The 24,957-nt window shown below is 63.0% G+C and carries 25 protein-coding genes; 11 read left to right on the forward strand and 14 right to left on the reverse strand.

The genetic code is table 11. The annotated features are described in order from the left end of the window. Positions 1-34: 34 nt before the first annotated feature. Both KBX18_RS09500 and KBX18_RS09505 read left to right on the forward strand, forming a co-directional pair. The gene (locus KBX18_RS09500; protein WP_255995812.1) at positions 35-1,081 is read left to right on the forward strand and encodes a septum formation family protein; all 1,047 of its coding nucleotides are present in this window, start codon (positions 35-37) and stop codon (positions 1,079-1,081) included. Then, positions 1,081-1,428 carry a metallopeptidase family protein gene (locus KBX18_RS09505; protein WP_255995813.1) on the forward strand — a complete coding sequence of 116 codons (348 nt, stop codon included), beginning with the start codon at positions 1,081-1,083 and terminating at the stop codon, positions 1,426-1,428. Before KBX18_RS09500 ends, KBX18_RS09505 begins: the two co-directional genes overlap by 1 nt. On the opposite strand, the gene KBX18_RS09510 is transcribed toward KBX18_RS09505, so the two are convergent. Continuing rightward, positions 1,425-2,066 (reverse strand): histidine phosphatase family protein, encoded by a 642-nt coding sequence (locus tag KBX18_RS09510; RefSeq protein ID WP_255995814.1) that lies wholly within the window; start codon positions 2,064-2,066, stop codon positions 1,425-1,427. The two genes, KBX18_RS09505 and KBX18_RS09510, sit on opposite strands and share 4 nt — an antisense overlap. Then, the gene (pheA, locus tag KBX18_RS09515; RefSeq protein ID WP_255995815.1) at positions 2,067-2,990 is read right to left on the reverse strand and encodes a prephenate dehydratase; all 924 of its coding nucleotides are present in this window, start codon (positions 2,988-2,990) and stop codon (positions 2,067-2,069) included. Between the two features lie 25 nt (positions 2,991-3,015). Here pheA and KBX18_RS09520 point away from each other — a divergent pair, with 25 nt between their 5' ends. Beyond that, positions 3,016-3,792 (forward strand): CPBP family intramembrane glutamic endopeptidase, encoded by a 777-nt coding sequence (locus tag KBX18_RS09520; protein ID WP_255995816.1) that lies wholly within the window; start codon positions 3,016-3,018, stop codon positions 3,790-3,792. 365 nt (positions 3,793-4,157) lie between these two features. Then, complete coding sequence (locus tag KBX18_RS09525) at positions 4,158-5,606, forward strand: LCP family protein (protein WP_255995817.1); 1,449 nt, start codon at positions 4,158-4,160, stop codon at positions 5,604-5,606. Positions 5,607-5,618: 12 nt separating this feature from the next. Here the strand turns inward: KBX18_RS09525 and KBX18_RS09530 are convergent, their stop codons facing one another. From KBX18_RS09530 to KBX18_RS09545, 4 genes are all read right to left on the reverse strand, one after another. After that, positions 5,619-7,049 carry an amino acid permease gene (locus KBX18_RS09530; RefSeq protein WP_370687244.1) on the reverse strand — a complete coding sequence of 477 codons (1,431 nt, stop codon included), beginning with the start codon at positions 7,047-7,049 and terminating at the stop codon, positions 5,619-5,621. A 74-nt stretch (positions 7,050-7,123) separates the two neighbouring features. Further along, entirely contained in the window at positions 7,124-7,756 is a 633-nt protein-coding gene (locus tag KBX18_RS09535; protein WP_255995818.1) for a DUF2335 domain-containing protein, read from the reverse strand. A 164-nt stretch (positions 7,757-7,920) separates the two neighbouring features. Next, positions 7,921-8,835, reverse strand: a complete 915-nt coding sequence (locus KBX18_RS09540) for a DUF5926 family protein (RefSeq protein WP_005287969.1) — start codon at positions 8,833-8,835, stop codon at positions 7,921-7,923. A gap of 14 nt (positions 8,836-8,849) precedes the next feature. Beyond that, complete coding sequence (locus KBX18_RS09545; RefSeq protein ID WP_255995819.1) at positions 8,850-9,641, reverse strand: glycerophosphodiester phosphodiesterase family protein; 792 nt, start codon at positions 9,639-9,641, stop codon at positions 8,850-8,852. Between the two features lie 142 nt (positions 9,642-9,783). On the opposite strand from KBX18_RS09545, the gene KBX18_RS09550 reads away from it, so the two are divergent. Further along, entirely contained in the window at positions 9,784-11,727 is a 1,944-nt protein-coding gene (locus KBX18_RS09550) for an alpha/beta-hydrolase family protein (RefSeq protein ID WP_255995820.1), read from the forward strand. Positions 11,728-11,736: 9 nt separating this feature from the next. Here KBX18_RS09550 and msrA read toward each other — a convergent pair whose 3' ends face one another. Further along, on the reverse strand, positions 11,737-12,378 hold the full coding sequence (gene msrA, locus KBX18_RS09555; protein WP_255995831.1) for a peptide-methionine (S)-S-oxide reductase MsrA: 642 nt from the start codon (positions 12,376-12,378) through the stop codon (positions 11,737-11,739). A 123-nt stretch (positions 12,379-12,501) separates the two neighbouring features. On the opposite strand from msrA, the gene KBX18_RS09560 reads away from it, so the two are divergent. Then, positions 12,502-13,104 (forward strand): superoxide dismutase, encoded by a 603-nt coding sequence (locus KBX18_RS09560; protein WP_005287955.1) that lies wholly within the window; start codon positions 12,502-12,504, stop codon positions 13,102-13,104. A gap of 284 nt (positions 13,105-13,388) precedes the next feature. Beyond that, positions 13,389-14,612, forward strand: coding sequence for an MFS transporter (locus KBX18_RS09565; protein ID WP_255995821.1), 1,224 nt, complete (start codon positions 13,389-13,391; stop codon positions 14,610-14,612). Here KBX18_RS09565 and KBX18_RS09570 read toward each other — a convergent pair. Beyond that, positions 14,569-16,086, reverse strand: coding sequence for a TM0106 family RecB-like putative nuclease (locus KBX18_RS09570; RefSeq protein WP_255995822.1), 1,518 nt, complete (start codon positions 16,084-16,086; stop codon positions 14,569-14,571). The two genes, KBX18_RS09565 and KBX18_RS09570, sit on opposite strands and share 44 nt — an antisense overlap. Positions 16,087-16,143: 57 nt before the next feature. On the opposite strand from KBX18_RS09570, the gene KBX18_RS09575 reads away from it, so the two are divergent. Next, positions 16,144-16,779, forward strand: coding sequence for a DUF6474 family protein (locus KBX18_RS09575; protein ID WP_255995823.1), 636 nt, complete (start codon positions 16,144-16,146; stop codon positions 16,777-16,779). Positions 16,780-16,803: 24 nt separating this feature from the next. Here KBX18_RS09575 and KBX18_RS09580 read toward each other — a convergent pair whose 3' ends face one another. Then, complete coding sequence (locus tag KBX18_RS09580; protein WP_255995824.1) at positions 16,804-17,442, reverse strand: response regulator transcription factor; 639 nt, start codon at positions 17,440-17,442, stop codon at positions 16,804-16,806. Further along, the gene (locus tag KBX18_RS09585) at positions 17,439-18,695 is read right to left on the reverse strand and encodes a sensor histidine kinase (protein WP_255995825.1); all 1,257 of its coding nucleotides are present in this window, start codon (positions 18,693-18,695) and stop codon (positions 17,439-17,441) included. Before KBX18_RS09585 ends, KBX18_RS09580 begins: the two co-directional genes overlap by 4 nt. Before the next feature lie 51 nt (positions 18,696-18,746). Here KBX18_RS09585 and KBX18_RS09590 point away from each other — a divergent pair, with 51 nt between their 5' ends. Together KBX18_RS09590 and yidC are read left to right on the forward strand one after the other, a co-directional pair. Continuing rightward, the gene (locus KBX18_RS09590) at positions 18,747-19,829 is read left to right on the forward strand and encodes an SGNH/GDSL hydrolase family protein (RefSeq protein WP_255995826.1); all 1,083 of its coding nucleotides are present in this window, start codon (positions 18,747-18,749) and stop codon (positions 19,827-19,829) included. A gap of 80 nt (positions 19,830-19,909) precedes the next feature. Continuing rightward, a complete protein-coding gene (gene yidC, locus KBX18_RS09595) occupies positions 19,910-21,079 on the forward strand; it encodes a membrane protein insertase YidC (RefSeq protein WP_255995827.1) in 1,170 nt (389 codons plus the stop codon). On the opposite strand, the gene KBX18_RS09600 is transcribed toward yidC, so the two are convergent. The 4 genes from KBX18_RS09600 to KBX18_RS09615 form a co-directional block, all read right to left on the reverse strand. Continuing rightward, the gene (locus KBX18_RS09600) at positions 21,018-21,635 is read right to left on the reverse strand and encodes a TetR/AcrR family transcriptional regulator (protein ID WP_255995828.1); all 618 of its coding nucleotides are present in this window, start codon (positions 21,633-21,635) and stop codon (positions 21,018-21,020) included. The genes yidC and KBX18_RS09600 overlap by 62 nt on opposite strands. A gap of 119 nt (positions 21,636-21,754) precedes the next feature. Further along, positions 21,755-22,024 carry a GlsB/YeaQ/YmgE family stress response membrane protein gene (locus KBX18_RS09605; protein WP_005287926.1) on the reverse strand — a complete coding sequence of 90 codons (270 nt, stop codon included), beginning with the start codon at positions 22,022-22,024 and terminating at the stop codon, positions 21,755-21,757. Positions 22,025-22,151: 127 nt separating this feature from the next. Then, complete coding sequence (locus tag KBX18_RS09610) at positions 22,152-23,048, reverse strand: universal stress protein (protein WP_255995829.1); 897 nt, start codon at positions 23,046-23,048, stop codon at positions 22,152-22,154. 58 nt (positions 23,049-23,106) lie between these two features. Next, entirely contained in the window at positions 23,107-23,253 is a 147-nt protein-coding gene (locus KBX18_RS09615; protein ID WP_005287921.1) for a hypothetical protein, read from the reverse strand. Between KBX18_RS09615 and KBX18_RS09620 the strand changes: the two genes are divergently transcribed. Then, a complete protein-coding gene (locus KBX18_RS09620) occupies positions 23,189-24,271 on the forward strand; it encodes a pseudouridine synthase (RefSeq protein ID WP_255995832.1) in 1,083 nt (360 codons plus the stop codon). The genes KBX18_RS09615 and KBX18_RS09620 overlap by 65 nt on opposite strands. Positions 24,272-24,957: the final 686 nt, after the last annotated feature.

A 24,957-nucleotide genomic window follows, 5' to 3' on the forward strand; every position in this document is an offset into this window, starting at 1 on the left:
GGTTATAACACTACCGTCAGGCATGATAGTGGGTATGGCTGCACGAAAATCCGCTTTGACCCCGGCCGCGTTGCGCACCATTTTGGTGGCCACGCTCGCGGGCTCGCTAGGCATGGGCACCTACGCCGCCGCGACCGGATTCGATGTTGCGGCAGGCAACGGCAACGGAAACGGCACCTCCCAGACGTCGTCCACGTCGAAGAAGGGCGATGACACCGAAGCCTTCACCGCCGCCGACCAAGGCGCCTGCCTGACGTGGGAGTCCCAAGAGGACGGCTCCATCTCCGGTTTCACCGAAACGCCCTGCGACAATGAGCACCGCTTCGAGGTCACTGCCCGCGAAGACCTGAACACCTACCCCACGCAGGAATTCGGTCCGGACGCGCCACCGCCGAACCCGACCAGACAGGCGCAGCTGCGCGAGGAGCTGTGCCAGACAGCATCCATCCGCTACCTCAACGGCCGCTACGATCCGTCGGGCCGCTACTCCATCGCCCCGATTCTTCCGCCCGTCGAGGCGTGGGAGCGCGGCGACCGCACCATGCTGTGCGGGCTGCAGGAAACTGATAGCCAAGGCACCCCGATCCTCACCGTCGGCCACGCCGCCGAGCAGGACCAGGCCCGTGTCGCGGAGCCCGGCACTTGTGTGATCACTGATGATGCCAACACGCTGCGGACCGTCGAGTGCGCCGACCCGCACCACATTGAAATCACCGAGAAGGTCGACCTGGCCCCCGTCTTCCAAGACCGCACCCCGTCTACCGAGGACCAGAACAAGTACTTGGGCGACGTGTGCGCCAAGGCCGCAGAGAACTACCTCGGCGGGGAGGAGAACCTATACCAGTCCACCCTGCAGGTGTACTGGGGAACCTCCAACAGCCAGGCATGGGACGGCGGCAGCCGCTCCGTCAACTGCGGACTGATCTCCGCCAAGGACGACCGCTTCGCCGAGATCACCGGCTCCGCCAAGGACGGCCGCGACGCGCTGAAGGTTGACGGCGAGACACCGAAGCCCCCGCCGGAGCGCCGCCCGCTGCGCGAGGAATCCGAAAGCCCCAGCTCGACCGAAGACACCCCGTAATGGAGCCGGTCAGCGACGAGGTGTTCGAGGGCCTCATTAATGACGCCCTCGACCAGATCCCCGAGGACTTCGCCCGCAACATGACCAACATGGTCATCCTGGCCAGGCCCTATAACGAGGACAACCCGAGTCTGCTCGGCCTTTTTGAGGGCGTGCCGCTGCCGAAGCAGCACGCCAACCACACCGGCTTCCTGCCGGATGCAGTGTTCATCTACAAAGATGCCCTCGAAGCGATCTGTTCTGACCTCGACGAGCTCCGCCACGAGGTGAAAGTCACCGTGTTCCACGAGGTCGGCCACTACTTCGGCCTCGAGGAGCACGAGCTGCACCACCTCGGCTGGGGCTAGGCGCCGGGAAGGTCGTAGTCAGCCCACTTCACCATGCCCCACTGGCCGAAATCAGCCACGGGATCCCCGGTCGGCCCGGCACACGGATCTAGCACGACGAACTGGCAGTTCGGCAGGTAGGACCGCTCGGCATACGTCGGATCGACCTCGCAGGCGTTGGCGGTGAACGCACGGATGGCGCCGCCGTGGGAGACGGCAACCGTCGTCACGCCTTGGGCTGTTTGCTCCGCGAACGGCAGCAACGCGCCCTTGTAGCGGGCGAGGAAGATTTCCAGCGAGTCGCCGTCCTGGATCCCCGAGGCTAGGTCGCGGCGGTAAAAACCGCGAAACGCCTTCAGATACGCGTCGTGCGCTTCCCAGGAATAGTGCATCTCCCATTTCCCGGCGTGGACTTCCTGCAGCCCCTCGACGGCGGGAATGCCGCCGAAACGCTCCCCGAACGCGATGGCCGCAGTCTGTCGGGCGCGGGTCGCCTGGGACGAAATCACCTGGTCAACATCGTATTCAGCCAGAATGCGCTCCCCCGTCTCGCGCGCCTGCTCTTGGCCCAGCTCCGTCAGCTCCGCCCCCGGCAGAAGCGTGTCCAGCTTGTGGTCGACATTGGACGTGGTCTGCCCGTGACGCAGAAGAATCAGCATTTAGTTCCCTTCGCTCGCAGCACGGACCCAGTCCTCAGCCTCGCGCAGGCGAGCCGGGGCCTCGATCGTGTCCACAACCGCTTCTTGCTTATCGACGAAGCGCGGCCACGACCCCAAAAACGCTATCTTCGACGCCCGCAGCCACAAGGACCGCAGCGCCTCCGCCACCTGCACATCATCAATGTGGCCGACGAAGTCCACGTAGAAGTTATAGGTGTTGGCTTCCTCGCGCGTCGGGCGCGACTCGATGCGGCTCAGGTCCACCCCGCGGTAGGCGAATTCCTGCAACGCTCCGACGAGCGTGCCGGGTTCGTTGGGCAGCTGGAAGACGACGGAGGTGCGGTCATCGCCGGTCCGCGGCGTCGGCACGCCCCGCGGCCCGGCCAGCACGAACCGTGTCCGCGCACCGCGCATGTCCGCGATGTCCTCGGCGACCACCTCCAGGCCGAACAGGTCCGCTGCTCTCCTCGGCGCCGCCGCGACATCCGCCTGCCCTTCGGCCACAGCTTGCGCTGCTGCCGCGTTCGAGCTCGCGGCCACGAACTCCACGTCGGGCAGGTTCTCTCCGAGCCAGGAACGGACTTGGCGGTGGGCGACAGGATGCGTCGAAAAGCGGGCGGCATCTGAGAGCTCGAAGCCCGGCCGCGTCATGATGGCGAAACTGATCGGCAACTCCACCTCGCGGTACACCATCACCCCCGGCGCCTCCACGAACGCATCAGACGTGCTGGTCACAGCACCATCGACCGAGTTCTCGATGGCCACCACCGCGTACTGGGCCCGCCCGTCGCGCACCGCACCCAGCGCCTCCGACGGCGAATCCACGGGCAGCGGCTCCACGTCGCCGATGTGCTCAGCCAGACGCCACAGCGCCTCCTCGGTGAACGTGCCCGCAGGACCCAGATACGCGACGGTTGCAGTCATAGTTCCCCAGCCTACAGTTGCTCTCATGCACGCCCGGCTCAAACTTGAGATCCTCATCGTCCTCGCCGTCACCTTCGGCATGTCCGGGCTCAAGGCAGCCATGAAGCTTATCGACGCCTGGCTCTCCCCCACCCCCCTCAACCAAAAACAGGTCGTCCTCAACGACTCCGTCTCGCGCCTGGACTGGCTCGACGTGGGCCTCCAGCTCGCATCCGCTGGAACCTTGATCGCGTGGGGGCTACTTGCGCTGTATTTGTTGGCGGTGGTGCCGGCTGGTTCGGGTTCTGGCTCGGGGTCTGCGGTCGGGTCGGGTGCCGGTTCGGCTTCTGATGTCGGTTTTGCGTGGCGGTGGCCCGGGTGGCGCGACTGGGCGTGGGGCGCGGGGTTAGCCGCACTGATCGGCCTACCTGGCCTGGCTCTTTACGTGGGCGCCTTGCACTTCGGATTTTCGGCGGAGGTCGTCCCCGCCACCGACTCATCTAAGTTGCCCCTGCTGTTGGCCTGGTCTTTCGCCAACGCCTTTGGTGAAGAGATCGTGGTGGTGATGTGGTTTGTCTCCCGGCTGCGCCAACTCGGCGTGCCCGTGTGGGGTGCCATCGCCGGGTCCGCTGTCCTTCGCGGCTCCTACCACCTCTACCAGGGATTTTCCGCCGGCTTGGGCAATGTGGTCATGGGCGTGGTTTTCGCCTGGTTCTACGCGCGCACCGGAAAAGTCTGGCCACTGATCCTCGCCCACTTCCTTATCGACGCCGTCGCCTACATCGGCTACCTTTTCCTCGACCTCTCTTGGCTTGGGATATAGCAGGGAGTCCGCAGCGCGGACAGGCCAGGCTACAAAACCGCAGGGACTCCGCAAAATTTGCGGGGGCCCGGTGACGACAGGTTGGGGGCCGGAATACTGCTCGCTGTTTTCCGGAATACTGATCAAGTAAACGTGCAGGTCAAAAGCATGCTCTTTGGTTTATGTGGTCGAGCAGTATTCCGGAACTCGACGGATTGCACTCCGCAAGGTGGACGGCCTCGGTTGTAAAACTGCAGGGACTCCGCAATGCGGAGTGGCCGATCACAAAACCGCAGGGAGTCCGCAGCGTGGACTCTTCTAAAACTTCCCAATGTAACTGGTGTGAATTGCTGGGACATGTGGTGTGAGCGTTTAGGATGGTTACCATGTCGACAACGCCGCCGAGACCTCCACACTCCAACGATCCCCGGGACAACCCCGGGGACTTCGTTGTGGGTAGGGACGGCAAACCGCTGATCGACCGATACGGCCGGCCGATCCGCAAGCGTGCAACAAGCCAGAACCCCAGTAGCCAACCCAACCAGACCCAGTGGGGTGTCGGCCGTGGCGACGAAGAGCCCGTGCGCAGGGCGGCTCGCGAGCGGCAGCCAGCCTCGCCCGAGCGACCAGACCGAGCAGAGCGGCCACGTCAATCAGAGCGACCAGTCCGAACCGCCCAGCCAGCTCAGTCGGACCGGCCGCGCCAGTACCTGCCGAATGAGACGGGGTATCAGCCTCGGCAGACTCCGCACCATTCGCCGCAATCGGCAGAAAGAGCAGCAGACCGTCCGAACCGCCCTGCAAGGAACGCGCAGCGTTACCGCGATGACCTACCGGGCGATCTGAACCAGCCGCGGCAGCGGCCGGGCCAAAGACCAGCGCAACGACGTGACCAACCGTACGAGCCTCCCCGCCAGCGCCGGCGCCCGCGGTTGCGCATGCCCCGGCTCCGGGGCTGCATCCCGACGGCACTGACGCTGCTACTGGTTCTCATTGTGGCAGGCACCCTGTTCGTGGATACGCGCCTGACCCGCGTGGATGCCTTCCCGGACAACCAGGTGGCCAACACAGCAGGCACGAACTGGCTGATTGTGGGTTCGGACTCCCGCCAGGGTTTGAGCGACGAAGACATTGAGCGCCTGGGAACCGGCGGCGATATTGGTCAGGGCCGCACGGACACGATCATGCTCATGCACTTGCCGGCCACGGGAAAGCCGACGCTCGTGTCGCTACCCCGAGATTCTTACGTGAATATCCCTGGCTACGGCATGGATAAGATCAATTCGGCGTTCGCGTTCGGTGGCCCGAAGCTACTCACGGAGACAGTGGAGCAGGCCACGGGCCTGCGCATCGACCACTACGCGGAAATCGGCATGGGCGGTCTCGCCGGGCTGACCGACGCAGTGGGCGGCGTGGAGCTATGCCCGTCCGAACCGATACAGGACCCGTTAGCGAACCTGGACGTGCAGGCAGGCTGCCAGAAGATGGATGGGCCGACCTCGCTGGGTTACGTCCGCACGCGCGCGACGGCGATGGGCGATCTGGACCGTGTCCAGCGCCAGCGCGAGTTCATGAGTGCACTGATGAAGCGCGTGGTCTCACCGGGCGTGCTGCTCAACCCGTTCCGTTTGGTGCCGATGGCGTTGCGCGGAACGGACCTGCTCATCGTCGGCGAGGGCGATCACGTGTGGCACCTCGCGCGCATGGCGCTGGGGCTGCGCTCGGGCGTGGAAACGGAGACTGTCCCCATCGGACAGTTCGCCGATTCCGAGGTGGGCAGCGTGCTCATCTGGGATGAGGCGGGTGCGCAAGAGCTCTTCGCTAAGTTGCGCTAAAGAGCGTGCGCTTTACGACGCCCGCTGCTCTAGCTCCTCCGGCGTCGCCCCGGGCGTGTGATCGTTCACGCCGGGGAGATGGTGCCGGCCGGTGAGGTAGTACAGGGCGACAACGATGACGCTGAAGGCGATGCCGACCCAGAAGGCTGGCCTGAACTCGGGGAGCCAGAGCATGATGCCGAAGGTGAACAGGATGAACGCCACGGCGAAGTACTGTCCGTAGGGGAATAGCGGTGTCTTGTAGGTCAGGGCCGCGGCTTCTTCGGGGGTCATGTGGCGCCTCGAAGCGAGGTGCGCCAACAGGATCATCAACCACACGAAGATGGTGGCGAAGGTGGCCAAGGACGCGATGAGCTCGAAGACGCTCTCCGGAATGCGGGCGTTGGCCACGACGCCGACGACCATGACGATGAGAAGGATGATCGTGGTCATGACGGGCACGCCGCGGACGGTCTTCGCCATGATCGAGGGCGCGAACTTCTGCTTGGCCAGGCCGGTGAGCACGCGGCCGGCACCGAAGATATCGGCGTTGATAGCGGACAGAGCGGCAGTGATGACCACGATGTTGAGCAGGCTGGCCGCCCAGTTCACGCCGAGAACGGAGAAAATCTGGACGAAGGGGGACTCCTCGCCGGTGATGGTGCGCCACGGGTTGATCATCAAGATGACCAGGATGGACAGCACGTAGAAGATGAGGATGCGCACCGGCACGGCGTTGACGGCCTGCGGGATCGCCTTCTTCGGTTCGGCCGCCTCGGTGCCGGCGACTCCGATGATCTCGGTTCCGCCGAAGGCGAAGAGCACCAGGATGAAGGAGGCGACCATGCCTTCAAAACCGTTGGGGAAGAACCCGCCGTCGTTGACTAGGTTGGCCGGGCCGGTGGCGGCGTCGGAAAGCCCGAAGGTGAGCACGGCCGCGCCAGCGACGATCATGGCGATGACCGCGCCGACCTTGATGATGGTGAACCAGAATTCCAGCTCGCCGAATGCTTTCGCGCTGGCGAGGTTGGCGGCCCCGACGATGAGCAGCGCGGTGACGATCCACACCCAGCGGGAGACATCCGGGAACCAGAAGCTCATGTAGACACTGATGGCAGTCAGGTCCGCCAGCGCCACAATGACCATTTCGAAGGCGAACATCCAGCCGGTCAGGTAGCCTGCGACGCCGCCTAAGTGCGCACGCGTGTACTCGGCAAAGGAGCCGGTCACGGGGTGGCGCACGGCCATCTCGCCCAGGGCGCGGAGCATGAAGTACACCACGGCACCGCCGAGCAGATAGACCAGCAGCACAGACGGGCCGGCCGCTTGGATGGCGCCGAATGAACCGTAGAACAGGCCGGTGCCGATAGCCGAGCCCAGGGCGATGAAGTTGAGGTGGCGCGTGTTCAAGCCCTTCGGCTTGGTCCTAGATGTAAGGGCTTGCGCAGACGAGGGGGAAGACACAGGTTCAGACACACGCTGAGCTTAAGCCCGCCCCCGGTCGGGGGAGAAAACGCTCCCTAAAAAGGGTTTAGAGCCTAGCCTTCCGACTCTTGCGGTGAATCCGCCGGAACGATAGGAGGTTCTTTCTTATGAGCAGCAAACATGAGAAACACTGGGGTGAAAGCGACTATCGCCATAAAGACCGCTGGGATCGGCTTATCGAACCAAGCCAGGAGGAAAGCTCCAACACCGATGAGGATCGTTAGGGCAGTGTATATCCCCTGCTGCCGATTAGAACGCTGGGTGTTTCCGTCGATCGATCTTGCCACCGCACGCTGAATCTCCGCGTTTGATTCCACTTGCACACGTTGAATCGCAACACCTTCCTCTGCCATGCGAAGAATGCGATCGGCCGAGCCAGGTAGAACTTCGTCGTATCCGCGAAAAGCAGCGACCGGAGGGAGGGGGCCCGAATGCTCAACTACAGCAGAGAAACTGGGGTTTTCGTTGCCAGAAGGGCCGGAAACTATCTCGCCTTCTACCGCTTCGTCTGGGACTGGTGCCGCTTCATGGCCCTCTTCATCGACGTCCCGGTCTGCTTCCATGCCTCGCGCACGACTTCCCCTGATGCGGGGGCTTCGATCAGGTAGATTTCCTCTCCGGTGTTCGTTCTCGCGATCACCTTCCGCCCCGACTTCGGACTCAGGTAATTGGTTGTCATCTTCCATCACTCCTCCCGCTTCGAATCGTTTAACGCTATATAAGCACTACATTTTAGATTGAAATCTGCCGTACCGCTGGTTTCTACCTGCAGGGGCAACGAACTCTCGCTGCCCCTGCAATCTATTGAACGGATTAGGTGCCTACTTATGCCCGTCTGTTCGGACAGGGTCTAGATAGTCACCTGGCGGGACTTGATGTTCTCCAGCTGCTTGCGCTCGTCGGCGGTGAGCTGGGCGGAATTGGTGTACTCCTTCTCAATCGCCGCATTCACTGCCGCCAATGCCTCACCGTAGGAGTCAGCGGCAACGGACGGGTCCAGGTCGAACACCGGCACGAGCAGGCCGTGGGTGCGGAAAGTTCCGGCGAACTTGGTGCCCTCGCCCAGGTTCAGCTCGCCGCGGGCGGCGATGCGGGCCAGGGCGTTGAGCATGGCGCGCTCGTCATCTTCCGGGCGGACCCAGCGGATGTGGGCCTTGCCACCGCCGGGGTTGACCCACCAGACCGAACCCGGAACGTCGGCAGCGACCTTGGTGGACGGCATGATCGCGTCGTTTGCCCGCTGCAGTGCCTGCTGGATCTGCATGTTCATGCCGGCGCCGGAGGGGAACCACCAGTTGAAGTCGGAGTGCTCGGTGATGTCGAGGTCAGTAGAAGCGTCGATAAGCGAAGTCAGCTCCGGCTGCGAACCGTCTGCTGCCGTGGAACCGAGCGTCTCACCCGGCTGCGCGTTGACTACCCAGTTCAGAGCGTACGCGAGGTCACGGGCGGGGTTGCCGGAGTGGGACTGGACCTGGAGAGCGACGAGACGCTCAGCGCCCTCATCCTCGGAGCGGACCAACGCGGCGCCAGCGCCCGGCAGCACAGTGGCCAGCGTGACCGGAGTACCGTTCACATCCAGTTTCGCGGTGGCGGCGGGCACGAACTCCTGCAGTGCGACCAGATCGGTCTCAGCGGCGAAGTCCTTGTACGGGCGGGGGTCACCTGCCAGGGCTTCGCGCTCGGCGGCGCGGGCAGCGAGCTTGGCTTGACGGCGGCTCATGCCCTCCGGCAGGTCTTGGTCCTTCTTGCGGTTCTTCTTGGCCATGCGGCTTAGTCTAACTACCCGACGGCTGCCGGCGTGACCGGGTTGCGCTTGAACGTGTCCACGGCGAGCTGCGGCAAGTCGGTAGCGAAGACGTCCACACCGTTCTCACGGCACCACAGCATTTCCTTCGGCAGGTTCACCGTCCAGGTGTAGGTGCGTAAGCCCCGGAAACCGAGCAGCTCCGGCTTGCCCTGCAGGTGGGCCAGGGCCGGGCCGACACCGTAGGGGCGAGAAAGCATGGTGTTGTTCTTGTTCCACTTCCGCTCGAACAGGCGGAACAGGTAGAAGGTCTCCAGGTCCGGCACGGCCTGGGCGAAGTAGCGCATCGCCGCGTGAGAGAAAGAGATGAGGTGGATCCGCGGGTCTTCCTTCATGCCGCGGTGCCACAGGGTGCGCGCGGTTTGCTCGTCGACCTCGGGGCCGTAGCGGGTGGGGTGCTTTGTCTCGATGTAGAAGTGCTTATCGGGATAGTCGGCGAGGAGGTCAAGAAGCTCGTCGAGAAGCAAAATTTGCTGCGGGTCTTCTTTGGTGCCGAAGTTGAACTGGCGCAGCTCATCGAAGTCCATTTTGGCCACGCGCCCCGCGCCGGTGGAGGTGCGGTTGATGAAGTTGTCGTGGTGGACAACCAGTTTGCCGTCGCGGGTGAGGCGCACGTCGGCTTCGATGCCGTGCACCCCGTCGAGCTTGAGTGCTTCTTCGAACGCCCGGAGCGTGGATTCGGGGTAGAGCCCGCTCATGCCGCGGTGGGCGACAATCTTCGGGTCTTTATTAACGGGCACTAGAGCTGTGTCAGTGACGGTGGTCAAAAGGGTCTCCCAGCGAACGCAACGTATACCACTGGAAGACAATAGGCCTCCGCGCGCTGTGAGCGAACCCCCAGACGGTTGATTACCGCAAAGATTACTGAGAGTTCACCTCGAGTTAGTATCTTTTGTCACAATGGACCGCATGATGGTTGAGCCACTCAAGGATTCTCTCGGGTCCTTCCGCGACCGCCTCACGTCGACGGTGAAGGAGCTGTGGCCGCGCCGCAACCACGCGGTGCGCGTCCCGATTTATGCAGTTCAGATCCTCGCAGACCTCACGCCGGTGGTCCGCATGGCGGGTCTGCGCCGCCTGCCGGACAACTTCGCCACGGGCATCATCGGGGCCGAAGCCGCGACGTGGTTAGCCATCTCTCCATCTCTTTTGCCTCACCCATGGTGGGTGACCGCAGCTAATGTTGCGGGCTGCCAGGCAGCCGGGCACTCGGTTGGTGTCGGGCTGGCGAATTTCGTGGCCAACGCCAGCGAGTCGGTCGGCTGGCAGGCTCCGCGCCGCTTCCGCCAGCGCACCGCGGTGCCAGTGCAGCTGGTCATGGGCGCAGCTACGGTCATCGCGTACGCGACCGCTGCTTATCGACGTCCCGAGCACGAAAGCCTCGTAGAAAACGAGACCAAGCTTGGACCGCTGCAGACCTTGGCTGGCATTGGTGTCGGCTCCATCGGTTATGGCGTGCTGTTGCTGGTTGGTGAAGGCATCCAGGTCACCGTGGATCAGCTGAACAAGGAATTCGGCCGTGTTCTGCCGTCCGTGGCGTCGTGGCCGCTGGCGATCGTCGCCTTGGGCGCGGCCGGCCTGCTGCTCACCGACAAGGTGGTCGTCCGCGCTGTGCTGAGCAAGGCCTACCAGAACGCCGACGAGCTCAACCGCGAATTCCTCCCCGGCGCGACCAAGCCGCGGGAGAAGGAACGCTCCGGCTCTCCGGCCTCTCTTGAACGTTGGAAGTACCTGGGCCGCCAAGGCCGCGCCGTCGTTGCGGGCGGGCCGCGCTCGGCTGATCTGAAGAAGGTGCTCGGCGGCGAAGTGAAGGAACCGATCCGCATCTTCATCGGTTTGAAGGACCGCTCGCCGGAGGAGCAAGCCAAGATGGTGCTGCGCGAGATGGACCGCACTGATGCGTGGTCGCGGAAGTCCATTGCTGTGATGTCCTCGGCCGGCACGGGCTGGATCAATGACTTCCACACCTCCGGGTTCGAGTTCTTGAACCGCGGTGACAGCGCCATCGTGGCGATTCAGTACTCGTTCATGCCGTCGGCCTACTCCTACGCCTCTGACCGCGAGGTGCCGGTGCGCAGCGCGAAGATTCTCATTGGCGCGGTCAAGGAGCGTATCGACGCCATGCCGGAAGACGAGCGGCCGAAGCTCTACCTCGGCGGCGAATCGCTCGGCGCCTACGGGCTTGCCGACGCTTTTGAGAACCTCGAGGAGTTCCGTGCCAATGTCGACGGCGGCGTATTCACCGGTGCACCTGGCTTTACCAAGACCCATGCTCAGCTGACCCAGAACCGCGACGAAGGTTCCCCGCAGCGCGTACCTGTAGTCGACGGTGGTCGCAGCGTGCGCTTCACCGCCCACCCCGACCACCTGGAGAAGACATTCGACGGTTCCGACTACGACAACGAGTGGGAGTTCCCCCGCGCCGTCTTCGCCCAGCACGCGTCCGACCCGATTGTCTGGTGGGATCTGACGCTGCTGTTCAAGGCGCCCGACTGGTTGAAGGAGCCCGGTTCCCGCGGCGAGCGCGCACCGGAAGCCATGCACGTGGATACCCTGCAAAACATGCGCTGGGTGCCGTTCATCACCTGGTGGCAGATCGGTGTGGACCAGTTGACCTCCCAGGACCCGCCCGGCGGCCACGGCCACCAGTACCACGATGAGACCGTGGCCTACTGGAACGCTGTCTTGGATGCCGGCTTCTCCGACCAGGAGCTGGCGGCGATTTCCGAGTGGATCCACAAGGACTCCACCCGCATCCGCGCCACCTCTGCCTCCGCGGCGAAGGAAGGTGCCCGCCAGGCTGCCGAGTCGGCGCGGCAGGCGTTCACGGATGTCTCTGGCGCGCCGAGCTAAAGGCGCTAACTAGATTCCGCAGGCCACGCCCGTGGAGTGGTGCGGGCAGTAGCCGTTCGGAACTTTGTGCAGGTACTGCTGGTGCTCGTCTTCGGCGAGGTAATAGTCCTGCCCGGCCGCGACCTCGGTAGTGATGGCGCCGAAGCCGGCCTGCTCGAGCTGTTTGCCGTATTCGGTCACCCATTGGCGGATCTGCCCCGCCTCTTCTTCAGTATCGGTGTAGAACGCAGAGCGGTATTGGGTGCCCACGTCATTTCCCTGGCGGTAGCCCTGCGTCGGGTCATGCGCCTCGAGCGCCATTCTGACCAGTTCCTTCAGGCTGATCTGCTCCGGGTCGTAGACCACCTCGACCAGCTCGACGTGGTTGGTGGCCCCACTGCACACTTCGCGGTAGGTCGGGTTCGGGGTCACGCCGCCGCCGTAGCCGACGGACGTGGACTCCACACCGGGGGTCTCCCAGTACATTTTCTCTGCACCCCAGAAGCAGCCGATGCCGATGAGCAGGCGTTTCTGTCCCTCACGCCACGGGCCGGTGATCGGCGTGCCCAGCACAGCGTGCGGGCGCGGGTTGTTCAGGACCGGGTCCGGGCGGCCGGGCAGAGTCCGATCCGGGTCGGTGAGTTCAGGGGCGCGTCCGAAGAAGAATGCCATGTCTTTCATAACGGCCGTGTGCCGCAGAAGATTCCCGCCCGAATTGGCCCAGACCCCCACCCTGGGAAATTTCCCTATCATGGGCCACGTAAGCCAATCACCCATACGAAAGGTATTAGAACAATGGCTGTTTACACGCTTCCTGACCTGCCGTACGCATACGACGCTCTCGAGCCGCACATCTCCGCTGAGATTATGGAGCTGCACCACGACAAGCACCACGCGAACTACGTTGCTGGCGCTAACGCTGCCCTGGAGGCTCTCGAGGAGGAGCGCAACGGCGAGGCTAACCCGGACAAGCTGCGCGCCCTGTCCAAGAACCTGGCGTTCAACCTGGGTGGCCACACCAACCACACCATCTTCTGGCAGAACATGTCCCCGAACGGTGGCGGTGAGCCGACCGGCGAGATCGCTGAGGCCATCAACCGCGACTTCAACTCCTTCGAGGCTTTCCAGAAGCAGTTCGAGGGCGTTGCAACCTCCATCCACGGTTCCGGCTGGGCTGTGCTGGGCTACGACCACATTGCTGGTCGCCTGATCATCCAGCAGCTGACCGACCAGCAGGGCAACATTTCCGTTGACTTCACCCCGCTGCTCATGCTGGACATGTGGGAGCACGCGTTCTACCTGCAGTACAAGAACGTCAAGGCTGACTACGCCAAGGCATTCTGGAACGTTGTCAACTGGGAGGACGTCGCCGAGCGTTACGCTAAGGCCTCCGCCTAACCATCGCTTGACTGCTTGAAGCGCGAAAGTCGCTTCAAGCTGAAAGGGACCGCCACTACCCAGAAAGTGGCGGTCCCTTCACGCATTCCCGGGGCTGGAGGTGCCTGGGTGCGTAACCTGATTTTCGCAACGAGATCGGCGGAGTTCCGAACTCGCCTTTCACTATAAGTAAGGCTGACCTAAACAAGCAAGGTTTATGCAACATTAAATGCGCTTAATTGCTTATCGACGCCCTGACCTGCCCGGATTAGACCCCTCGGGCGAAGAGTAGTTGGATAGGAGCTATGGCACCCGACAGACAAGCAGGCATACGCAAAGGCACACCGGAGTACCGGCGCGCCTCGTTCGCGCTGCTGTTCGCGGGACTCGCCATCTTCAACTCGCTCTACGCCACGCAGGCTCTGCTGCCCACCTTGACTGACGAGCTCGGCATGACCGAGGGCCAAGCAGCTCTGACGGTCTCGGCAACAACCGGCGGACTGGCGCTCTGCGTCGTGCCAGCGTCGATCCTTTCGGAACGGTTCGGCCGCGGCAGGGTGCTCATCATTTCAGCGTTGCTCGCCACCACGCTCGGGCTTGCTTTGCCATTGGCGCAAACAGGCGGGCAGCTCATCGCGATGCGCTTTATCCAGGGTTGCCTCATCGCCGGCACCCCGGCAGTGGCGATGACGTGGATCTCGGAGGAAATCGCTGCCGAGGACTCCGCCGGAGCGATGGGGCTGTACGTGGCGGGCAACTCGATCGGCGGGCTGATCGGTCGCCTTGTCCCCGCGTTCACCTTAGAGGTCGCAGGCTGGCGCACCGCCCTGTTCGCCGGGGCGGTCACGGCTCTGACGTTCGCGTGCATCATGTGGGCACTGCTGCCTAACCAGAAGCAGTTCGAGCCGAAACCGCTGCACTTCTCCAGCGAGGCGACAGCTATCGCCCGCCACCTCACCGACTGGCGCCTCGTGGCCCTCTACGCCTGCGCGTTTTTGGGCATGGGCATGTTCGTCTCCGTCTACAACATGTTCGGCTTCCGGGCGATCGAGCACTTCGGGCTCCCGCCGGCGCTGGCAGGGCTTGTCTACGTGATGTATTTGTCGGGCACATGGTCGTCGGCACGCGCGGGCAACTACGTGCAGCGCGCCGGGCGCGGCCGGGTCATGGTGATCACGGCGGTGCTCATGCTCATCGGCGCGCTCATCCTCATCAGCCCGAACCTGTGGGTCACGCTCGTCGGGTTGCTGCTGTTTACGGCCAGCTTCTTCGCCATGCACTCGGTGGCGTCCGGCTGGGTGGGCCAAGTGGCAACTCGCGACAGGGCGGAAGCCTCGAGCGGGTACGTGTTCTTCTACTACGTCGGATCGTCGGCACTCGGCGCGTTGACGGGCTGGCTCTTCCAGTACCTCGACTGGCCGAGCTTCATCGGGGTCGTCGCTGGATTCCTCGTGGCGCTCACGGCGATCGCAGTGTGGCTCGCGCTCACAGTGAAGAAAGGCGCGGCACCCCGGGCGCACCAGCCATAAGCATCCGTCGCACGGCGGCAGTGGCACGGCAATCGTCCTCGTTATAGCGCTCCAGCGCCGCCCGCGCGGACATGTCCCCGGTGCGCGCTTCACGGCGCAGCGCCACTGACTCTTCCCCGTCCACATCGCCGGCCCATTCGTACCCGGCAATGGGCGCGACCACTTTCAGCCCTAGCCCGTCCGTGCCCACCAGCAAGCGGCGCACCCACGTGAACACGTCGACCCACTCGTCGGAAGCAATAAAGTCGCGGACTTCGTTTTCGCTTATCGACGCAAACCGCCGCGCCGACCCCATCAACCAGTGGTTCTCCCCACCCGCCGCGTAGCAATACGCCCGGAAAGTCTTGCCTTCAGCGTGAGCGGCCGCGCGCAGGCCCATGAGCCAGCTCCAGAACGCCGCGAAGTTCTTTTCCTCGGCCACGGAATCCGGGCCGACCTCTTCCCACGTAGAGAAGGCGCGGTACGTCTGACCGTCGAACGCGCCCCACAGATAGGCACCCTGGTCGAGGTAGGCCTCCATGTCGATGTCCACTTCAACATCAGCCCGCAGTTCTGCAGGCGGGGCGAAGTCGTCGCGGGCGAGAACTGGGATCCCGGCGCGCCACGCGCGGGCGATCTGGGAGGACTCGCCAAGATCAGCATCCATAACGGCCTGGACTGTCTCCAAGCCCTTAAGACGCAGCGGTTCGGCGCGCTGACCGGGAAAGACGAGCGAGATATCGTCCATTGCGAGCAACTCCGGCTCGCACAGTTCCCAGAACCGGCAGGTCGCGCACTGTTTCAGGCGCACCGGGCGGTCGGGCGTGGGCAAAGCAAGAGCGGTGCGGAGCGCCTCCTCATAGCGGGTCACGTCAGTGAGGTAGGCCCGTTCGCGGTCCTGGCCGACGGCGGCGGCCTGCCCGCTGGCGTATCCGAGGTCGTCAAGCAGTATGTGCGCGAGCGCAGCGCGGTACCCGTCGATAGTGTGGTGCCGCAGCTTGGCACGGACCTCAAGGGGCTTACCCAGGCCCAACCGGCGCGTGGGGATGAACCGCAGCGTCGCCGATGGGCGCGACCGGGCGACGCGGTGGTTGGAAATCACCACGGGCAGGTAGGTCCCATCTTCAAGACGGGCGAGGATGTCGATCTCCGCCACCACCGGCACCCCGTCGATCGTCCCGGTCAAAGCGCCGTTCGTGATCAAGGTGGCGCCTTTGGCCAGCGCTGCGCGGGTGTGACCTTCTGCCGCGAAAACATCTGCGGCGGGATCGATGTCGATGCGCGAGAAGGGTTTGCGGCGGCCATCCCCCATGGCTCTTCGGACAGGCAAGAGGGTGAATGCGGCGGCGCGTCCGGCGTCGATAAGCGGCTGGCGGCGCTCCGCCTCAGGCAGCGGCGGAATCTCGGGGTGGGCGATGCGCTGGCGCAGGCGGTAACGGCAACCGACAAGGTCACTCGCCCGCACCAAAGACGTTTCCTCGCTCACGGAAACCAAGCCTAACGGCCAGAGATGGGTAAAGTTGAACCGGACAAGTTATTTAAGGAGATACTCATGGGACTGTTCGAAACCATCCGCAAATCCCGCGCGAAGACCAAGGCTGAAATCAAGGCCGCTGAGGCGAAGGCGCGCCAGCTGGCTAAGGAAGAAGCCAAGAACGACAAGCAGATGGCCAAGCTGCTGGACAAGGCTGAAAAGCGCCTGCTGAAAGAGGAGAAGCAGGGCCTGAAGCGCAAGCGCAAGCACGAGCAGAATCTGGCCAAGAACGAGCTGAAGAAGATCCAGGAGTCTGGCTTGACCAAGAAGAAGGCCAAGCAGTGGGTCGGTGCGTCGCGCATTTTGCTGCCGATCCTCATCCCGCTCGCTTACCGCGCACTGACCACCTACCAGCAGAACAAGGTCAACGACCGCGCACGTGCCGCTGGCCTGACCGCCAACGAGATGGCGCGTTTTTCCACCCAGGGCGCTGAGCTCAAGGGCCGCGTGCAGGCGATCCGTTCGCAGGCGCAGAATAACGACGCGCTCAAGGACGACTTCCGCCGCGATGTCGAGGTGCGTTGCGACGAGATCGAGGCCGCCGTCAACAATGTCGAGCAGATGAACGACGCGCAGCGCCGCCTGGCTCACGAGACGATCGACCGCGACATCAACAAACTGACCGCGGAGATCCAGGAAAAGACCCTCCGCTAATCCCTGCTGTAACGAGCTTGCGAGTTACAACACTCCCTGTTCGCGCGCCGATGCCACTGCTGAGGTGCGCGAGCGCACGCCCAGCTTGTCGTAGATATGGACGAGGTGGGACTTCACGGTCGCCTCTGACAGCATGAGGCGTTGGCCGATCTCGCGGTTGGAGGAGCCCCCGGCGACAAGCTGAAGCACCTCGAGCTCACGCGGGGTGAGTGAGGAGCGCGGGGTGCGGTCGCGGGTTTGCAACCGGTCGCGCACCATCGGGGACATGGCTTGGTCGCCCTTGGCGGTGGAGCGCACAGCGGCCAGCAGCTCGGCGGGCGGGGCGTCTTTGAGCAGGTAGCCGACAGCACCGGCTTCGATCGCGCCGAGAATGTCTACGTCGGTGTCGTAGTTGGTCACTACGAGGACCTTCGGGGGGTTGTCCATCGTGGCCCGGATTTCGCGGGTGGCTTCTGCGCCCGTGGTCACCCGTGCCCCCTGCGCGCCCGCGCCGAAGCGCAGGTCCATGAGGATGACATCGATTCCACCTGCCTGAGCTGTGGCGATAGCTCCTTCAGCAGTCGCCACCTCCCCCACGACGATGATGTCGTCAGCCTCTTCCAGGATGGCGCGCAGGCCAAGGCGGACAATCTCGTGGTCGTCGGCAAGCAAGACACGAATCATTCTTCCTCCTCAATCTTTCGATTGATAGTATCACCGTCGGGCACCACGATCGACAATGCCGTGGAGCCTGACGGCGCGGACTCGATGATGAGCTCTCCGCCCAACTCCCGGGCGCGAGTGCGCATTGCGTCGAGCCCGAGGTGGCCGAGCCCGCTGGGACGCTCCGGCAGCGCATCGACATCGAACCCCTGACCATTATCGACGACGTCTAGCCGCACCTCATCCGGTGCGAACGTCAGCGTCACCCGCGCCATCGATGCGCCCGAATGCTTGACGACGTTACCCACCGCCCCCTGCGCAATCCGCAACAGTCCCGCCTCCACGCGCATCGGCAGCTGACGCGGCTGACCGTCCACGTCGACGGTAATGTCCATCTCCCCGGCCTGCGCGAACGATCCCGCGATCCGTTCCAGTGCCTCCGGAAGCGAGGTCTCCGACAGCGGCGCCGGCGTGAGCGCCGCGATCATCGCGCGTGTTTCCGCCAGGTTGTCCGAGGCAGAATGTCGAGCCACTTCGATGCGGCGCAGCGGGCTGGCGAGTGCCTCGCGCTCGAGCCCGGTACTCATCAGATCGCGTTCAGCGGCGTGCAACAGCATCTGGATACTCGACAGCGACTGCGCCACCGTGTCATGAATCTCGTGCGCGAGACGCTGGCGCTCCTGAACCACGCCCGCCTCGCGCTCTTTGAGTGCGAGCGCTTCTTGCGTATCGACGAGTTCTTGGATGAGCGCCTCCCTTTCCGCACTCACCCGGGCAATGACCTTGAACGCGTACGTGATCATGATGACCACCAGCGCCGAGACGGTGGGACCCATTACCCCGCCGAGGGTGAGCCCATCCGGGATTTGCACGAGAATGGAGATCGCTAGCACCCCGACGACGCCGACAACGCCGTACCAGCCATTGAACGCGCGCATGAACAGGAAGAACAGGATGAACACCCAGTAGACGGCCACCGGGGTCAAGAACATCGCCGCGACCCACACGGCCGTCAGCGCGAGCATCCACAGCACCCGCGCGATGGCGTTCCAGCGGCGCATCTGCAACGCGCCGAACGAGTAGATCCCGCCGAAGGTGATGATGAGCAAAACCAGGGTCACCGCCTGGCTGATGTGCATGCGGAACACCCCGCCCAGGGAGACCAGTAGTAACGCCACTGTCAGCGCGGCGATGCCCGTGTCCAGGGCGCGGTTGTCCGGCAGCCCGGCGACCCGGTCGGGCCGACCGCTTTCCGCAGATACCGTGGAGACCATGCGCAAGAGCGTACCCCGAGCTTCCACGTTTCTAGCCTTAGAATGATGCACATGACATCCCGTCGCGTGCTGGCCGCCATTCTCGCCGTGATTCCCCTTCTTCTTGCAGGCTGCTCCGAGTCCGGCGACGCCGCGTCTGAGCGCGTCACGGTCGAGGTGCCCACCACCGTGACCGTCACTGCCGACCCGACAGACCTTCCGTCTTCCTTCATCCACTACGTGGCCCTGGGCGACTCGTATGCTGCGATGGGGTCCGCCTCCGGGCCATTCGTCGGCCCCGCCTTCTGCGCCCGCAGCGAAGACAACTACCCGCATGAGCTGGCGAAACTCTACAGCGGCATCAACGCCAAGCGCGGTTTCACCGATGCGACCTGCCAAGGCTCCACCACCGAGCACATCCTGTCCGACCGCGACATCACCGGCGCAGACATCCCCGCCCCCGTCCTCGACGCAGAGGTCAAAGACACCGCAACGGGTTCGGCGACGGTGACGGAGAGTCCGTCGACAAGCACTGCGACGTCGACAAGCACAACCGCAACGAGTTCTCCCACCACGACCGAGGATGCTGGCGCAAGCACCATCACCGCCCAGATCGAAGCCCTCGAACCGGATACGGACCTAATCACGCTGTCGATCGGCGGCAACGACATTCACTTCGGGCCGTGGAGCCGCTGCATCACAGGCATGGTCGAGGACCGCGGCGAGGCCGACTGCGAGGAGGGGCTTTACGACGACACCGCCCGCGCCCTCGTCGACCTGCCGAAACGTCTCGACGCGATCTACGCACGCATCAACGAGAAGGCCCCGAACGCGACGATCATCACCACCGGTTACATGCCGCTGCTGTCCATGGAGGACGATTGCGAGCGCACGGCGGATCTACCCAGCGGGACGTTGAACTGGGCCGCCGGGTTGACCGTGACCATGAACGCGATGGTGCGCGATGCCGCAGTCCGCAACGGCGCACTGTTTGTCATGCCACCGAACGCGGATTTCCACTCCGTCTGCGCGCCGGCCAGCGAGCGCTGGACCGACCTGACCGGTGAGGAAACCGACTCCTTTGCCGTGCACCCGACACCGACCGGGCAGAAACAAATAGCCGAAGCGATCGCGGATGTCTTGGCGAAACTGTAGTTCACCAATGCACCGAAGTTTTAGGAACCGTCGTGGGCATGGCCTAGAATCAACCCTCGGTACGTAGAGGAGAGTGAGGCATGCTCGAAGCGTTCGTCTACCCGGTGTCCGCGGTGATGAAGCTGTGGCACTGGTTACTGGCGGATGTGTTCAACGTGGCTCCCGACACAGCGTGGGTGCTATCGATCTGCCTTCTCGTGCTCACCGTGCGCGGTCTGCTAGTCCCGTCCTACTGGTCGACGTTCAAATCCAGCCGCAAGATGCTCATGATGCGGCCTGAGCAAATCGCGCTCGAGGAACGCTACGGCGCCTCCCTGGAGCCGGACGACATCACAGCGCACGAGAAGGCGCTGAAGGAACTGAACAAGGAGTACGGGTACAACCCGCTGTCCGGCTGCATCCCGCCGCTGGTGCAGCTGCCGTTCATTTTGGGCCTGTACCGCCTACTCATCTGGATGTCCGTCCCCGAGAACGGCCGCACGGGCAGCGACATCGGCCTGCTCAACCCTGATGACATTGCCGGCTTCCTCGAAGCGTCCTTCCTTGGCGTGCCGCTGCCGGCGTACGTGTCCATGAGCCAGGAGCAGTTCGCGGCGCTGGGCACTACCGGCGACGACGTGCGCGCAGTGGCCATTCCGCTGCTCATCTTCGCGATCATCTTCACCACCTTCAACATGTTCGTCTCCCAGCTGCGCAGCCGCGTGCACATGGACTGGAACGAACGCATGGCCGTACGCATCTACGACTTGATGTGGTGGCTCATGCTGCTGATACCCGTCATGCTCGGTTTCGTGGGCATGACCGGTCTGATCCCCATTGCGTTGTTGATGTACTGGTTCATCAGCAACCTGTGGACCCTGTGCCAGACAGCGATCATGTGGTACCTGCTTACCCGCAAGTACCCGCTCGAGCCGCACCACCTTGACCACGTCGAGGAAGCCCGCGCCGACGCGCAGAATAAGGAGGCGAAGCGCTCCCGCCGCAGCCGCAACCTGCAGGCACTCGCCCACCCGTCGACGCTCCCGGAGGTCCGCCGCACCATCAAGGCAGAAAAGCAGGCGGAGAAGCAGGCACTCAAGGATAAAAAAGCGGAAAAGAAGAACCTGAAGAAGGAAAAGAGCAAAGTCCGCTCCGACATGCGCAAAGCAGAGATGGAGGAGCGGAAGAAAGCACGCGACGAGGCGAAGACTAGATCGAATAGTCAGCCGGAGGAGCCGACAGCATCTGACGCGCCAGATCCCGACCAGTGATCAGCGGCGCTACAGTGCGGCTCACGCGCGCACCCGTCATCCCGCCGTCAAGGAAGATGAGCAGCTGGTTCGCCTGCGCTTCCGAGGGGTAACCGTTCTTCCGGTTGAGCAGCTCCGTCATTGTGGAGTGCATCCAGCGGCGGTGCTCCAAGCACGCGGCGACAATGTCGCGTTCTGACTCTGTCTCCGGGCGCGGATACTCGGCAGCGGCGTTGAGAAACGGTGAGCCGCGGAAATCCTTCTCCGGCTCCTCCTCGATCGCCATGTCGAAGAAGGCGAGAATTTTCTCGTCGGCATCGATCATCATTGAGGTGCGCTCGACCCAGCGATCACGGAACTGTGAATCAAGCCGTTCAATGTACGCGATGACCAGGTTATCCTTCGACCCCAGCAGCGAGTACAGCGATGCCTTCGCCACATCCGCCTCACGCAGGATGCGGTCGATGCCGATGACGCGGATGCCCTCTTCAGTGAACAATTTTGTGGCGGCATCGAGCAGGCGCTGACGGGGACTGGGCCTGTTGCGGCGACGCGATGCCGGCTGTTTCTTGCTCACCTAACTCAATATAGACAAACCGGTACGTCCATTCAAAGGTTTGGTGGCAGGATTTGGTGCTTCAGGCACGAAAAAGCTCCCGCCCAACCGGACGGGAGCACATTCTTTCTTACGGGTGATTAGCGGCGACGACCCATGATCATGTTCACGATCCACAGGACGATAACCGCACCGATGATGCAGGTGAACATGGAGAAGATCCAGTTACCGCCGGCAACATCAACGCCGAACAGCGACAGAACCCAACCACCAACGAGACCACCGACCACACCGGCAGCGATGTTGGCGAAGATGCCCATGGAAGCGTCACGCTTCATGATCATGGATGCGATCCAACCAGCAATACCACCGATAACGATCCAACCGAGAAAACCGAGTGTAGGGGTCATGAAAAATTCCTCTCTAACAAATTCCTAAACTTTCCGCTTCCTATTATGCCCAAAGAAACCGAACCGTGGGCAACAGAAGGCCCACGGTTCCATAACGGTTCGGCTGGCATTGCAACCTTTTGCCTGTTTACTTCGGTAGTTTCTCCGGGCGCACGACCATCATCGGGCAGGGCGCGGCCTGCAGCAACGCCCGCGAGGTGGAGCCGAGCAGCATGCCCTTGAAGCCGCCGCGGCCGTGGGAACCGGTGATGAGCAGCTGGGCGCCCTGCGCCTGCTCCACCAGAGCGCGCACCGGCCGGTCGCGGGTGACCACCTTGCGCACCGTGACATTGGGGAACTCAGTAGAGAAGGAGGACAGCGCGTCCTCGAGCTTCTGCGCGCGCTGCTGATCCACCTGTTGCAATTGATCCTCCGTGACGATCGCGCCGGCGGCTGGGGAGGAATTATCCATGTAGGTATGCACGGCGACGAGCTCGGCACCGCGGGCCTGCGCCTCCTCGAAGGCGACCTGAGTAGCCTTAACGGAGACCTCGGAGCCGTCGACACCGACGACAACCGGGCCGTACTTGGTATCTTCCGTCACCGCGTTGTCATCGCGCACGACCACGACCGGGCACGAAGCGTGAGACACGACTGCGGCGGAGACTGACCCCAGCACCATGCCGGAAAGTCCGCCCAAACCGCGGGAACCCATGACGATCATCGTGGATTCCTTCGACAGATCTAGCAGCATGTCGATCGGGGATCCCTCCGCAACCGTGTGCCCGATCTTGATGTCGGGAGCGACCTCGAGAGCAATGTCGCGGGCATCTGCGATCTTGCGCAGACATTCGTTCTGCAGATCGTCGTACAGCTCCTGCGGGGGCACCATGCCTTCGGCGTAGAGGAACTGCGGCATGGTGTACGAGGACGCGAGACGCAGCGGAACGCCGCGCTTGTTAGCGGTGTTGGCCGCCCAACGGACGGCATTGTTCGACGGTTCGCCGCCATCAACAGCGACGACAACCATATCTTCACGGCTCATGAGGGTGCCTTTCCTCGTTCTTATCTGACACCCCCATCATACCGCCGCGGGGGTCGGTCTACTTGGGGATTTCGATCGGACGAGCCGGTTCCGCGTTAGCCGGGAAGAGGATGGTGTAGATCGTCCACAGGACATCCTTGATCGTCTTGCCGATACCTTCACTGAAGAAAGCCGTCAGTTGGCCCAGAATTGCATCAATATTCATGGGGAATAAGTTAGTACATGTGACAGAAGTTGGGAAGAGGAACCGTAAACCTTTACCTCCGCGCGACGGCCTCGGCGCGTCGCGAGCGCGTGTTCCGGACGATGAACCGTGGGTCGCCTGGGATTTCATTTGGCATCTTGTGTCCACACAGCGCCACCGCCACCCGCTTGACGACGAGTCCGCCGTGACATCCCGCTTCACCGCGGGCGAGGTCGTGCTTATCGACGGCACCCCCCTCACCCCCGGTGACCTAGTACGGCCAGGAACGGACGTCTTCTTCTACCGGCGCCCAGCTCCGGAGCCGCGCGTGCCGTTCGAAGTAACTGTCGTCTACGAAGACGACGCCATCATGGTGGTGAACAAGCCGCCGTTCCTGGCCACCATGCCCAGGGCATCACACATTACCGAAAGCGCGACGGTGCGTTTACGCCGTTCGACGGGAAACGAAGAACTCACGCCGGCGCACCGCCTCGACCGAATGACCTCCGGCCTTCTCTTATTCACCAAGAAGGCCTCCGTGCGGGGCGCTTACCAGCAACTCTTCGCGTCGCGGGCGGTCACCAAACTTTATGAGGCTGTGGCCGATGACATCGGCCCGTCGCTGCCCGCACGTCCATCAGCGAATTCGCCATTGGTATGGGAGCACCACATTGTGAAGCGGGAGGGTGCGCTGGCGTCGTCCATCACCGTAGATGCCATCCCGAACTCACTCACATACGTCACAGACATCACACCGTTGCAAGGAGGTGCTGCCCGATATCTCTTACAGCCGGTAACGGGCCGCACCCATCAGCTCCGAGTGCAGATGCACGCTGCCGGCGCTCCTATTCACGGGGATCCTGTCTATCCGGAGCTACTTCCAGCGTCTGCTGAAGATTTCACGAACCCAATGCTCCTGACGGCCGTCGGGCTCGCTTTCACCGATCCCCTAACCGGGGTGAAGCGAACCTTCAGTGCCCCAGGGTTCTCGGGACTAGCGACTCTGGGGCTGAAGCAGAAGGGACGTGCAAACAAATAGTGCACCTTGAAACCTCAGCGTTTGAAGCTGACCGTTTAAGGCCGGTGGGCAAGCGACGATCAAGGCTGCCGCAACGCACTCCGCGTTCCTACGACCCGATGTCCAATTAGTGGGAGCTAGCTTCCGTTACCGGCTGCAGCACCCTTGTTGTTCCATCTGTCCAACTGAGCGAAGTTGCCTAGAACAACGAGTAGCAGCCCAAACATACCCAGAACTGAGGCCAATCTGCCAATGATGTTTGGGTTACCGGACGAAAGGTCGTTGGTGATTCAGCGTGTGCCTTCGGCCCATGCGGAGGACTCTTCGGCCCGTGTGCGTGTGTTATTTGCGGTAGTGTCTGCTTGCGCTGCTACTACGGTGTCGGGTTGTGCCGGGGTGGTGTGTGCGTGTGCTGGGAGTGCGGCTCCGGTGGTGAGAATAGCTGCCATCGCGGTAGCTGCGAGTGTGGTGCGACCCATGATGTTTCCCCCTTTTTTTCACGGTTATGTGGTTCTATCTGTGAAGTGTTCGGGGGAGGAGGAATCGTTACAACCAGCGTGGGTTTAGGCAGACGCGGTTAACCCCCGGGGTGGCGCTGTGTGGCGCCGTTCCTCGGGGGTTGTTTGTGTCTGTATTGAGTTGTTTTTGTTGTTGTTGGTCGGCGGTAACTTACTCTCCCACACCCTCCCGGGTGCAGTACCATCAGC

The sequence above is a fragment of the Corynebacterium sp. CCUG 69979 genome (genome assembly GCF_024454095.1).
Classification (GTDB): Bacteria; Actinomycetota; Actinomycetes; order Mycobacteriales; family Mycobacteriaceae; genus Corynebacterium; species Corynebacterium genitalium.